The sequence below is a fragment of the Shinella sp. NM-101 genome, assembly GCF_021401195.1.
In the GTDB taxonomy this organism is placed as follows: Bacteria; Pseudomonadota; Alphaproteobacteria; order Rhizobiales; family Rhizobiaceae; genus Shinella.
This window is the reverse complement of record NZ_JACBFT010000036.1, coordinates 1-11,899: the sequence shown is the minus strand read 5'-3', so window position 1 is coordinate 11,899 and position 11,899 is coordinate 1. Positions and strand designations below refer to the sequence as shown.

Genomic DNA, 11,899 nt, shown 5'->3' with positions numbered 1-11,899 from the left:
CTGCGCCCTCCCCCCTCTGTCCGGGGGAATGTCAGAGGCCATTCCCCCGGAAAGACCGGGGAGGCTTCGCCCAAGGGGGCTTCCCTGCGGGACTTCGGGAAAAAGGAGACAGAAAATGAGCGCAGTCAAAGCCTTCCTGATCGAGCCGATGGCAGGCACCATTCGCCCGGTCACGATCAACCTCGAAGGCAGCTATGCCCAAATCAAGGCATTCGTGAAGTGCGATCTGATCGATATCGTTCGAGTGAACGGCCTCGATATCATTGTGGACGACAACGGGCTGGACGACACCGTGCCGTGCCTGACGGAAGTCGCGGGTGCGCCCACGCCGCTGGCCGGAAATCTCTTGGTGACGAAATCCGACAGGCTGGGCGAGCTTGCCGACGTGACGGAGAGCATCGAGGCGCTGGCTTCGCTTTTCGTCATCGTGCGCCCGCTCCTGCGGCCCGTCATCGTCGTGACCGAGCGGCCCGGTGTGATCGCGGCCCAGATCGTCCATGTCGAGATATTCCTCGACCGCAGCGTGCCGAAAATCGTGGAAACGGTCGAAGCGTGAAGGGTTCGGAACGGGGCGGCCGATGCCGCCCCGTGTCGCGCCTCCCCTCCCCTCAGATTGAGAACGTCGCGCCGACAGGAGACGGCCATGGATGACCGGGAAGAACTGGACCGCCTGTTGGGCGAAACCGAGCGCCCGCCCCTCAGCCCCGAAGGGCAATGGCGGGCGGACTATCGCAAGGCGCAGCGTCAGCGACGGCAGGCCGGTGCGCAACCTGATCTTTTCGGCGGCCCGACCGTGGAGCACTTCCACCGGAATCCGAAACCACCGGACCCCGAGGATTGGCCGCTGGATTACGAGATCACGCGGTTTCAGGACCTGTCCCCGGATGAACAGGCGAGCCAGCTTGTCGCCGATCCGCATACGCCGTGGGCGCGCTCGACGCGCAAGAAGCTGACGGCGGAGGAACGGACCGACATGATCGCCAGCGCGGCGAACTGGCTTCGCCTCGGCCAGCGCGTTCGCATCATCGGCACATCGCCATCCATTGATGGCACCAACGAGCGCCGCGTCGGCCGCGTTGGCGTCGTCTGGCGCTTGTGCCGGGAGCCGTTTGCCGATTACGTCCATATCAATCTCGACCTGATCGGGCAGGAGCGAACCGAGAAAGTCGTCTTTGTCGAGCTGCGCGATGTTGAGCCGATAGAGGACGGGGATTGAGGGGGTGGTGTCTCCCTCTCCGGCGGCCTCAGCGGAAGTGCCTGGTCCTCCCCGCATCGAGCGGATCGGACCAGGACGAGGGGCGCCCCGAAGCCCCGCCCCTCGAACTCCCCTGCCCGCCCGCCAAAACGGTGCGCCGCGTGCGGGCGCAGTCGATCCCGCCTCCCCTGCGGGTCGCTATGCTGAGGCTCCTGCGGCTGCGCTTCTTCCCCACACAACGCAGCGAGAATTCCCGAAATCCCGGCCATAGGCCGGCGCTATGCTGATTTCTCCGATATTCGCCTTCTTCACAGGATCGGGCCGCGTTCGCTACGCTGCGCCCCGGCGCGATCACGGCGCGGCCGCTACGCGAGACCGCCGACAAAACCGCTCATCTCCTGCAACCGCACCATAGAAAGCCGCATGCGGCCATTGCAGCCGCGGCGCTTGCAGCTCGCCTTCGCCTCGATCTCATCGAGATAGAGCTGCGAACGGTCGATCTCCTCGCAAAGCTGCGCCCGGTTCGTATAGGCAAGCCGGCCGCATTTCCGGCAGACCAGCTCAAGCTTCTGGTCATCGGCCAGATCACGCACCTGGATCGTCGCCTTCCAGCCCATCACCAGAAGTCCTCGGCCGAGGGAATGCGCGTGTAGGAAATCTTGCCGCCGGCATGACCGCCTGCAGGCGGCTTCCACTCGCCCATGCTGACGATGGTCGCGGAATAGCGCGCGTTCAGCGCGTCGATCGCGCTGTTAGCCTTCTCCCATTTCCGCCGCAGCGTGTCGTCATTGTCGAGCAGGTCGATTTGCCGCTCGTTGGAAGGCGAAAGATCGTAGAGCGTGACGCCGATCCGGAAGATGGTCACGCCGCGCGGATAGTCCTTGCGCACGCGCTGCCAGAGCGCGTGCAGCCCCGCGAGAATGGCCTGATCGTCATGGACGACGGCCAGGCGGTGCTTGCCGAACCACGTTCCATCCCGGATCGAGAGCCACAGCCATAAGCCGCCGGCGTAGTAGCTTTCGCGGCGCAGGCGTCGCGCCGCCTTGGTCAGCAGCAGCCGCGAAATCTCGTATGCGCCGGCGATCGTCCGGCTTTCAGGCGGCAATACCCGGCCGTGGCCGAACATACCGCGCTTCTGTTCCGGGGCCTGAATGTCGTAGCCATGCAGGGCATACCACAGGCGCTCACCATTCACATTGTTCCAGATCCTGCGCATGTGCTTCGGCTGAAGCGCGTAGAGCTGGCGGGTGGAGAAGACCCCGTTCCGATAGAGTCGCTTCGCCATGCTCGACCCGATGCCGGGGATCTCCTCCAGTTCAACGCGCAGCAGGGGTTCCGGCATATCGGCCGGTCGCCATATCGCCAGCGCATCGCCATAGCTGCCGAGCCGCTTGCTCTCTTCTTTCCCGGCCTTGCAGGCGATCTTCGCCAACTGCCGGTTCGCTGCGAAGCCGATCGAGCTCGTGATGCACCGGCCGATATTGTCCGCGATCGCTGCTTTGATGCGGGCGGCCAATAGCTCTGGATCGCGTCGGCCGCTGTCATCGAGCACGCAGGTCAGCTCGTCGATGCTCTTGGCCGTGTCGATGGCGATGACGGTTTCGATTTCGCATAGCAGCGCATTGTGCGCCCGGCGGTACAGGTCGGGATTCTGCGGCACAAGGATCAGGTCCGGACAGACGCGCCGGGCCTCGGCAATTGGCATCACGTTCTTGACGCCTTGCGCCTTCGCCTCCTTCGAACAGGCGATGACGGCGGTTCGGTCGGTCCCGCTGAATGGAACGACGCCCACCGGCCGACCGCGCAGCCGCCGATCGGCCTGTTGTTCGACCGAGGCGAAAAACCCATCAAAATCAAGGTAGAGCCGTTCGATTTCGTTGGGTTTGCGCATGGGCCGGCTCCACAAAAATGTAGGCGAGCAGGATCGCCCATGCGCAATGGCGCATAGGAATATTTGCTCTTGATGGGTTTATGTTCCTAGTTTGTTCCGCTTCGGTTTTGAAGTCAATCCGTCTTGACTCCGTTGCCCCCAGAAGGATGGGCCACCGCCCTCGGGCGGCCGCGCTCTATGCGAAGCACGAAGCCGGCCTGGGCCGTCTCCGCCGATGACGGTGACGATCGCTTGTCCAGCGGGTGCTACGCACCCGGTATCGAGGCCCGTTCCGGGCCGCTTTTCCTTACCGCCCCTGACATCGCCAGCCGCTCGGGATCAAGGGGCAGGCGCGGCAGAGCCGCTTGTCGCGTCGGAAAAAAACGGCTTTCAGCCTGCGGCCGAACCTTCCGTTTTTTCCCGCCACGACCCCTTGACCCGAACGACTGCCGCCGTGGGGCGGGCTACGCCCTCCCCCCTCTGTCCGGGGGAATGTCAGAGGCCATTCCCCCGGAAAGACCGGGGAGGCTTCGCCCAAGGGGGGCTTCCCCTTCGGGAAACGGGAAACCAAGGAGACAGAGCCATGACCGAGACCCAGATTTCCACTGAAAGCTTTTTCGTGCCGCTGAACAAGCTGGACCGCGACCCCAAGAATGTGCGCAAGACCTACAGCAAGGAAGGCATCGTGGAGATGGCCGCGACCATCCGCGCCGATGGCTACCGGCTGTTGCAGAACATCATCGTCCGCAAGGGCGACAAGCGCGGCCGGTTTTTCGTAACCGCAGGTGAGCGTCGTCGTGCCGCCCTCCTCTTTCTGGCTGACGCGGGCGAAATCGCCAAGGACTTCCCCGTGGAATGCAAGGAGCGCAGCGAGGCCGAGGCGACCGAAATCAGCATCATCGAGAACATGAGCCGCGAGGCAATGCACCCGGTCGATGAATACGAAGCCTACCGCGTCATGGCCGAGGACGGGAAATCCGTCGAGGACATCGCGGCCCGCTTCGGCACCACCGAAACCATGGTACGCAAGCGTCAGGCGCTCGGGCGAGTTTCGCCGAAACTGCTTGAACTCTATCGCAGCGAGGAAATGACCTTCCAGCAGCTTACCGCTTTCACCGTGTCCGACGACCACGACCGGCAGGTGGAGGTGTGGAATAGCCTGCCATCGCATAACCGGACCAGCGATACCATTCGCGATGTGTTGAAGGGGAAAGCGGTCAAGTTCAACGACAAGCGCATCAAGTTCATCGGCGGGATCGAGCTTTACGAGGCCGCAGGCGGTCACGTCAAACGCGATCTTTTCGACACGAGGAACAGCGGCTATGCCCTTGATGTCGCCCTTGTCGAAAAGCTGGTGGCGGAGAAGCTGCAAGCCGAAGCAGAAGCCGTTCGCGCCGAAGGCTGGAAATGGGTGGAGGTGGTGCCGGACATTCCGAGCGAAGCCGTCCGCATGCACAGGGTCTATCCGTCCGACATTCCGTTGACGGAGGAAGAACAGGCCGAGGAGGAACGGCTGGAAGCCGAATATGACGAGCTGGTGGCGAAGATCGAGGCGGGCGAGGGCGACGACGAGGCCGAACCGCGCACCGAAGCCATTCAGGCGAGGCTGGCGGCCCTGTCGATGGCACAGGAAGCCTATTCCCCGGAAGATATCGCTAAGGCCGGTTGCTATGTGACGATGGACTATTACGGCAATGTCGAAATCGAGCATGGCTTTGTCCGCCCCGAAGATGAAGCCCAGGAGGAGGCGGAAAACAGCGACGAAGGCGACGAAAGCGTCGAAGGCGATACGTACGAGACGGATGAGGGTGGGGCGACCGTTCCGCCGCAACCCGAACAGCGCACGGAGCCGCCATTCAAGATGCCTGCCCTGCTGGTGCAGGAGCTTACGGCGCAGAAGACCGCCGCCATCCGGGCCGAGCTTGCCCATAACCCGGACGTCGCCCTCGCCGCCGTGGTCCATGCCATGCTGGTGAACATTTTCGGCAGCTATGGCGGCAGCGACTATACGTCCCTTGAAGTGACGGTGAAGAGCGAACGGCTCGAAAGCAGCATTGCCGATCCGGCGGCGTGCGCGGGCATCGTGGCCATGGACGAACTCAAGGAGAACTACGGTCACACCATTCCCGGCAACCCGAGCGAACTTCTGGAATGGTGCCTTGAACAGCCTACGTCAACGCTTCTCGACTTGTTGGCCTATGCGGCGGCAAAGTCGGTCAACGCCGTGCAACACCCCCACTATGAGCGCAAGTCGCAGCGCGGCCACGCCGAGCGGCTGGCACAGGCCCTCAAGATCGACATGACGCAGTGGTATGCGCCCACCGGTGAAAACTACTTCGCCCGCATCAGCAAGGCCGGGATCAAGCAGGCGGTCACCGAAGCCGTTGGCGAGGACTTGGCACTTGGCGTTCCCGGCATGGAGAAGGCGAAAGGCGTGGAGTATGCCGAACGGAAGATCACTGGCACCGGATGGCTTCCCGCGCCGGTACGGATCGCTCTCACTGCCGAGCAGGAGCGCGAGCGGATGGTGGAAGCCAGCGGCGATGCCGATGATGACGGCGTATGCCCGTTCGACATCGATGAAGAGCCGGTAACGAACGGTGAAACCTTCCCCGAAGCAGCCGAATAGTCGGCTGCCGCAGGCCGCGCAGTCTCCGGCGCGGCCTGCACTCTCCCCGACCCTTTCCCTTGAACGATCCGCATGACGACGCCGGGCTTGGCCCCGGCGAATGGCGAAACGCGCCCATGCGGTTCCACTCCCTCGCAGGTGATCCCATGAACTCCCCGCGCCTCAAAGCCATCGTAAAGCTATTTGAAACCTGCCGCTACAAGCATGACATCTACACGGTGTTCAGCGATTGGTGCGAAACGTCAGCAATCGCCCTCAGCAACGCGGTTGACCTCGTCCACGCCGAAAAGCGCGAAGCCCGCTTTCAGGAGATTGGCAGCAAATATGGCCGTGAGACCATGGACACGTTCTCGAAGATTATGGGCGAAGTCGTCATGGCGTTGGAAGAACGCCCCCACGATGTTCTCGGCGCCACCTTCCATGCGCTTGAGTTGCACAGCAAGGCACGCGGCCAGTTCTTCACGCCCTATCCGATCTGCCAGTTGATGGCCCGTATGGTCGCCGGAAGTCCGGAAGAAATGCGCAAGGTGATTGAAAAGCGTGGCTTCATGCTGGCGCAGGAACCGGCCGTGGGTAGCGGGGCGATGATCATCGCACTGACAGAGGCCATTATGGAGGCGGGTTTCAACTACCAGCAGCTTTTGCATGTGACCGCCGTGGACATCGACCCGCGTGCCGTCCACATGGCCTATATTCAGTTCTCGCTTCTCCATATCCCGGCGACCGTCCTCATCGGGGACAGTCTGGCGATGCGGTTCAGCGACCAATGGCACACCATGGCGCATATCATGGGGGGATGGTCCGCGAAGCTCAGAAGGGCAGGGGATGCTGCACACGCGCATGCGGTCCCTCTTGCCCCGGCCATGATGGCATCAGCGGCAAAGGCAGCAGTGGCAACGTCACCCGTCAAACCGACAGCACTAGAACCTGCAAGCGAGAAGAATGGGCAGCTTCGCCTATTCTGAAAGCCACAAGGGGAGAGCTTCCAGCCGGTTCGACCGGCCGGAAGCTCTACAAGAGGGGGGCAGAGCCGCCCCCCTCTCATGCTCGCCCCCATGAAGGAAGGGGCAAGGCCCCCTCCTTCAAACATCCTCCCGAGGGAGGGGCGCGCCCCTCCCTTGAACCCTCCCATGAAGGGGGTGTGACACCCCCTCCAAACCACCCCGGCCCATACGGACGCGGCCCCTGGTCGGGGCCGCGGGCTTCTCTCTCTTTGTCGTCCAAGTGTCGCACCGCGTCTCCTGGCCTCAAGGACGAGCGGTTCCCCCAAATTTCAGTCTCGTCCCCTTGGGCCGAGCCAGAAATTCGGCTCCCCCACTCGCCGCCGCAGGCGGCCGCTAAAGCGGTCCTTGACCCCACTCGACGCTCATGCGGACACCTTCCGCCAAAGAGCGAAAGGAGACTTTTATGCGTAACATCAATTTTCTCACGTTGTATGCCGATGCGACGGGTTTGCGGATCATGGTGCTGGCCAACCGCCTTGCAAGCACCACCGAAACGGAGCGCCTGCTTCATGACTGGGTGGAGCAGCATCTTGCCCGCTTCATGCGCTTCACGCGGAAGGCGTTGGCAGCAGAGCGGCGTGTTCTCTTGAATAACGACCCGCACCAGGATGCGGACCTCGGCGAAGAACTCTACAATTATCAAGCCATCTACCGGGATTTCTGGTGCGAGGAAGACGGTTACGACCTCTTGGACTATGTGCCTCTGGAAATGGTTGAGTTTCGCGCCCTCCTCGGCACGATATATCGGTGCTTGCGTATCCAGCTCCCCGCATGGGGTCTGGTCCTGCCGGATGAGGTGTCTTTGCACGATGTCGACCCGGCGGATATCGACACGGAATGCTCCGGGGATCTGTTTCGCCTCTTTGAAGACTGAGGCGCATGAATTGGAGGGGAGGCGGCATCTGCCGTCTCTCCTCCTTGCACGGGTGGGTGAGACGAGACGGCCGGTGCGACCGGCCGTCTCGTCTGATGAAAGAGGGGCAAGCCCCCCTCTCAACACTCACCCCATGATGGGGCAGGGCAAAGCCCCGCCCCCTCAAACACCCCCACCCCAAAGGGAGGGGACACCCCTCCCTTTGAACCCTCCCTTGGGGGAAGGAGGGACGGTGTCCCTCCTCCTCCTTCCCCCAAAGCCCCCTTCCTCCTCTCCCTGAAGCGGCTGCGCCGCCGATTTTCAGGGATGCTGCGATCGGCAACGTCGCGCTAAACATCCGTCATCATGCGCCTAAAATTCGAAAAGTTCTCAGCTGAGAACTTTTGACCGCAGCAGTCAGGAGGAGACGGGATGCCAGGATTAGCCTGCCTCATGGAGGTTGATATGATATCTTCACTCACAGCGGCCGGTGATTTAGCGTCGCCGCGATTCAAGAAAAAGTTCTCAGCTGAGAACTTTTCGTCAGAGAAAAATCCGTTAACCTTTTGTTAACTCAATTTTCCTTGACCGAGCCTCCGACTCGGATCATTTTTACGCTCAATTGTCGATTTCACCGGATTGAGCGTTTATAATGAATTCAGTCGCTACTCAACTTCAGGCGCGCGCATCAGCGATCCCATCGCTAACGAGCCTTATCGAAGCTGACGCCGATCTACTTAGCGCACAGCTTCAGCAGTTGCGCGCTCGCGCATTCCCTCCTACGGCGCAAAAGGAGCTTCGCAAATTTATGGCCGGCGAGGCTGCGAAGCTCATCGGCATCAGCGATGCTTATCTTCGCCATTTGAATTCCGAGGGCAACATTCCGGAGGCGGAGAAGAACGGGGCAGGGCGCCGTCTCTACTCACTTGACCAGATCCATGAAATCCGGCGCTATCTGAGTTCGAATAAAAAGGGCTACTCGCCAAACCGGGCCGCGAACGAAGCTCTTCAGGTTATCGCCGTCACGAACTTCAAGGGCGGCTCAGGAAAGACGACAACCGCCGCCCATCTTGCGCAGTATTTCGCGCTGCGAGGATACCGGACGCTCGCCGTCGATCTCGATCCACAAGCCTCATTGTCGGCGCTCTTCGGCATTCAACCTGAATTCGACCTCGGCCCGAACGAAACGATTTATGGGGCGATCCGCTACGATGCGCAGCAGCGCCCGCTCAGCGATATCATTCAAAAAACCTATTTTTCCGGGCTCGACATCATTCCTGGGAACCTCGAACTTCAAGAGTTCGAGCACGACACTCCCCGCGTCCTGAGTGAGCGTAACCGTAATCGCGAGCAGATGTTCTTTACCAGGATCGCGACAGCGCTGGCATCCGTAGAGCAGAATTATGATGTCGTTATCCTCGATTGCCCGCCGTCACTCGGATATCTGACGCTATCGGCACTATGCGCTGCGCGAAGTGTCGTCGTCACCATCCATCCGCAGATGCTTGACGTCGCCTCCATGTCGCAGTTTCTCCATATGACCGCCGGCCTCTTCGGTGTCGTGGAGAAGGCAGGTGGCAATGCCGAATACGACTTCTTTCGCTATGTCGTAACACGCTACGAGCCGGCCGACGGCCCACAAGGGCAGATCGTTGGGTTGCTCAAGAGCCTCTTCGGCGACCGTGTTCTGACGAATGCCGTGCTGAAGTCTGCCGCGATCTCAGATGCCGGGATCACCAAGCAGACGCTTTACGAAGTCGGCCGGGAGAACTTCCACCGCGTGACCTATGATCGCGCCATGGAATCTCTCGACAGCGTCAATGGGGAAATTGAAAAGCTGGTGAAGCAGGCGTGGGGACGCACGACATGAGCAAAAGGCGCGACGCTCTCAAAGACTTTCTTTCTCCGATTCAACCTTCAGCTGAGCCATCTCCGCGCGTTAAGCCGGTCGTTCAGTCCGGTGCCCTCAATTCAATGAATCAGGCTATCGCCAATCTTGCGACCGAGGCGGATCAGGCGGAGTCCTTGCGGTTGCAGCTTGAAGCCGGAGAGACGATTGTCGAACTTGACCCGAAGATCATTCATAGCTCCTTCGTGCAAGACCGGCTGGATGGCTTTACCGATCCGAAGTTCATTGAGCTGCGCGAAGGGCTTAAAACCTCCGAACAGATCATTCCGGTTCTTGTCCGCCCCCATCCCGAAATGAAGGGGGAGTACCAGCTCGCCTTCGGGCATCGGCGCGTTGAAGCGCTGCGCCAGCTCGGCCGCAAAGTCAAAGCGATCGTTCGCAGTCTTTCCGACGAGGACTTGATCCGCGCACAGGGTAAAGAGAACAGCGACAGAGCGGACCTTTCCTTTATCGAAAAGGCATTGTTCGCATTGCGCCTCGATCAGCAAGGGGTACGTCGGCAAGTCATAATGGATGCTCTGACCATTACGTCCAAAGGTGTCCTGTCCGGCATGATCTCACTTGCCAGCTCCCTTCCGACACAATTGATCGAAGCCATCGGTTCTGCACCGTCGATTGGCCGGCCGCGCTGGGAGACGTTGGCGCAGCTGCTGGCCGATCCTGGTCACGAGTCCACATGGCGCGAACTCATTCGCCAGGAACAGTTCCACGCTCTTTCCAGCGATGCTCGCTTCGAAAGCACGCTGAAATCCGTCGCCGTGCGCAAGGAAAGGGTGTCCGGCGAACAGATCATCAAGACGGGGGAAGGGCGCAAAATTGCGACCGCGCAAAGCAGCAAACGTGCCGTGAAGCTGACGATCCCGACGAAACACACTGGGGATTTTGCGCAATTTCTGCTGCGTAAATTGCCGGATATCTACGAAGAATTTGCCGCGTCAGCGGCAAATACGACGAGTGACAACGAGTAGGAGCAGCCCAGCAAAAGAAAAAGGCCCCCAATCGGTAAACCGTGGAAGCCTCTCTCGTATTCTCTAGCAAGATCGAGAATCGCATTTCCACGAATCACAGTCAAGAGTCTTTGGCACCGTTTTGGTGAGCGGATTTCTTTTGCCCATTGATAGGTGAAAGAAATGCAGATTGGACGTGTGACAACGCCCCATGGGCGGCCGATGACGCTTGCCTTGGTGAGAGGCCAGCTCGAAACCGCCGACCGCGATGCGGGCAACGCGGTCAATAAGTGGAAAGTCTTCAACGACGTCGGCGAGGTGAAGGATGTGTTCGGCCTCCAGGATCGTTCGATAACGGTGCTGCAAGCCCTGCTGAGCTTCTATCCGAATGATGAACTCTCGGACGAGAGCGGCGGTCTGGTTGTTTTCCCGTCGAACAAGCAGCTGTCGCTGCGCGCGCACGGCATCGCCGGGACGACCTTGCGCCGGCATCTTGCCGCATTGGTCGATGCCGGATTGATCGAGCGCCGCGATAGCCCGAATGGCAAGCGCTATGCACATCGGGGCAGGGGAGGGGACATCGAAGCCGCTTTCGGCTTCAGTCTCGCGCCTCTGCTCGCCCGTGCGAGCGAGTTGGCGAACCTGGCGCAGCAGGTCGCTGCCGAGCGTCTTCAATTCAAGCGCGCGAAAGAGGCGTTGTCGCTCTGCCGCCGCGACGTTCGCAAGCTGATATCGGCTGCCATGGAAGAGGGCGCGGAGGGCGATTGGGCGACGATCGAGGGCATGTTCATCGCGCTCCTGGCCCGTCTGCCGCGCTCCCCTCGCCGCGAGGATGTCGACGTGGTGCTCGAAGAAATGGAGCTTCTGCGCGAGGAGATCATCAACCGTCTGGAAATTCAGGTAAAAGCAGAAAAAACGGACGTCAATGATAGCCATGACGGTCGTCACATACAGAATTCAAAACCCGAATCCTTCCATGAACTTGAACCTCGCTCTGAAAAAGAGCAGGGCGAGATGTCGAGCCAAAAACCGAACCGGATTGCAGAGCCGCTGAAGGCTTATCCGTTACCACTAGTGCTGAGAGCCTGCCCGCAGATCGCCGACTATGGGCCAAGCGGCCGGATCGAGAGTTGGCGGGAGCTGATGACGGCCGCGGTGACGGTCCGCTCGATGTTGGCGGTCAGCCCGTCGGCCTATCAGGAGGCTTGCGAGGTGATGGGGCCAGAAAATGCCGCGATTGCGATGGCCTGCATCTTGGAGCGGGCGGAGCACATCAAGACGCCTGGTGGCTATTTGCGCGACCTCAGTCGCAAGGCGGCGCGTGGTGAATTTGGCCTTGGGCCGATGCTGATGGCCGCCCTGCGGGCGAATGGGGGTCAGAACAAGAGCTGCTCGAAATCGTACGCTAAGACCGAACGGAGCGGGAACGTCATGCAGCGCGGAGGATTCTTCCAGGAAGTCGCAATGGCCTGAAGCCTTCGGGCATCTGCTG

Annotated in this window: 10 protein-coding genes; 8 read left to right on the top strand and 2 right to left on the bottom strand. The window is 60.8% G+C overall.

Going from position 1 to position 11,899, the window contains the following annotated elements; genetic code table 11:
- Positions 1 to 115: 115 nt before the first annotated feature.
- The gene (locus L0976_RS28130; RefSeq protein WP_234190652.1) at positions 116 to 556 is read left to right on the top strand and encodes a hypothetical protein; all 441 of its coding nucleotides are present in this window, start codon (positions 116 to 118) and stop codon (positions 554 to 556) included.
- A gap of 87 nt (positions 557 to 643) precedes the next feature.
- On the top strand, positions 644 to 1,216 hold the full coding sequence (locus tag L0976_RS28125; RefSeq protein WP_234190650.1) for a hypothetical protein: 573 nt from the start codon (positions 644 to 646) through the stop codon (positions 1,214 to 1,216).
- 344 nt (positions 1,217 to 1,560) lie between these two features.
- Here the strand turns inward: L0976_RS28125 and L0976_RS28120 are convergent, their stop codons facing one another.
- Positions 1,561 to 1,812 (bottom strand): hypothetical protein, encoded by a 252-nt coding sequence (locus tag L0976_RS28120; RefSeq protein WP_234190654.1) that lies wholly within the window; start codon positions 1,810 to 1,812, stop codon positions 1,561 to 1,563.
- Positions 1,812 to 3,086 (bottom strand): type VI secretion protein ImpB, encoded by a 1,275-nt coding sequence (locus L0976_RS28115; RefSeq protein WP_234190648.1) that lies wholly within the window; start codon positions 3,084 to 3,086, stop codon positions 1,812 to 1,814. Before L0976_RS28115 ends, L0976_RS28120 begins: the two co-directional genes overlap by 1 nt.
- A 562-nt stretch (positions 3,087 to 3,648) precedes the next feature.
- Between L0976_RS28115 and L0976_RS28110 the strand changes: the two genes are divergently transcribed.
- From L0976_RS28110 to repC, 6 genes are all read left to right on the top strand, one after another.
- Complete coding sequence (locus L0976_RS28110; RefSeq protein WP_234190646.1) at positions 3,649 to 5,694, top strand: ParB/RepB/Spo0J family partition protein; 2,046 nt, start codon at positions 3,649 to 3,651, stop codon at positions 5,692 to 5,694.
- Between the two features lie 146 nt (positions 5,695 to 5,840).
- A complete protein-coding gene (locus L0976_RS28105) occupies positions 5,841 to 6,659 on the top strand; it encodes an N-6 DNA methylase (protein WP_234190644.1) in 819 nt (272 codons plus the stop codon).
- A 442-nt stretch (positions 6,660 to 7,101) separates the two neighbouring features.
- Positions 7,102 to 7,572, top strand: a complete 471-nt coding sequence (locus L0976_RS28100; protein WP_234190634.1) for a hypothetical protein — start codon at positions 7,102 to 7,104, stop codon at positions 7,570 to 7,572.
- 631 nt (positions 7,573 to 8,203) lie between these two features.
- Positions 8,204 to 9,421: a plasmid partitioning protein RepA gene (gene repA, locus L0976_RS28095; RefSeq protein WP_234190632.1), complete on the top strand. Its 1,218-nt coding sequence runs from the start codon at positions 8,204 to 8,206 to the stop codon at positions 9,419 to 9,421.
- Entirely contained in the window at positions 9,418 to 10,428 is a 1,011-nt protein-coding gene (gene repB / locus L0976_RS28090) for a plasmid partitioning protein RepB (protein WP_234190629.1), read from the top strand. Before repA ends, repB begins: the two co-directional genes overlap by 4 nt.
- Before the next feature lie 162 nt (positions 10,429 to 10,590).
- The gene (gene repC, locus L0976_RS28085; RefSeq protein ID WP_234190627.1) at positions 10,591 to 11,880 is read left to right on the top strand and encodes a plasmid replication protein RepC; all 1,290 of its coding nucleotides are present in this window, start codon (positions 10,591 to 10,593) and stop codon (positions 11,878 to 11,880) included.
- Positions 11,881 to 11,899 lie beyond the last annotated feature (19 nt).

What these genes read in the sequence shown, in the direction of transcription:
- L0976_RS28110 (WP_234190646.1), top strand. Translation starts at nt 3,649, where the DNA reads ATGACCGAGACCCAGATTTCCACTGAAAGCTTTTTCGTGCCGCTGAAC.
- L0976_RS28105 (WP_234190644.1), top strand. Translation starts at nt 5,841, where the DNA reads ATGAACTCCCCGCGCCTCAAAGCCATCGTAAAGCTATTTGAAACCTGC.
- L0976_RS28100 (WP_234190634.1), top strand. Translation starts at nt 7,102, where the DNA reads ATGCGTAACATCAATTTTCTCACGTTGTATGCCGATGCGACGGGTTTG.
- repB (WP_234190629.1), top strand. Translation starts at nt 9,418, where the DNA reads ATGAGCAAAAGGCGCGACGCTCTCAAAGACTTTCTTTCTCCGATTCAA.
- repC (WP_234190627.1), top strand. Translation starts at nt 10,591, where the DNA reads ATGCAGATTGGACGTGTGACAACGCCCCATGGGCGGCCGATGACGCTT.
- L0976_RS28120 (WP_234190654.1), bottom strand. Translation starts at nt 1,812, where the DNA reads ATGGGCTGGAAGGCGACGATCCAGGTGCGTGATCTGGCCGATGACCAG.
- L0976_RS28115 (WP_234190648.1), bottom strand. Translation starts at nt 3,086, where the DNA reads ATGCGCAAACCCAACGAAATCGAACGGCTCTACCTTGATTTTGATGGG.
- repA (WP_234190632.1), top strand. Translation starts at nt 8,204, where the DNA reads ATGAATTCAGTCGCTACTCAACTTCAGGCGCGCGCATCAGCGATCCCA.
- L0976_RS28130 (WP_234190652.1), top strand. Translation starts at nt 116, where the DNA reads ATGAGCGCAGTCAAAGCCTTCCTGATCGAGCCGATGGCAGGCACCATT.
- L0976_RS28125 (WP_234190650.1), top strand. Translation starts at nt 644, where the DNA reads ATGGATGACCGGGAAGAACTGGACCGCCTGTTGGGCGAAACCGAGCGC.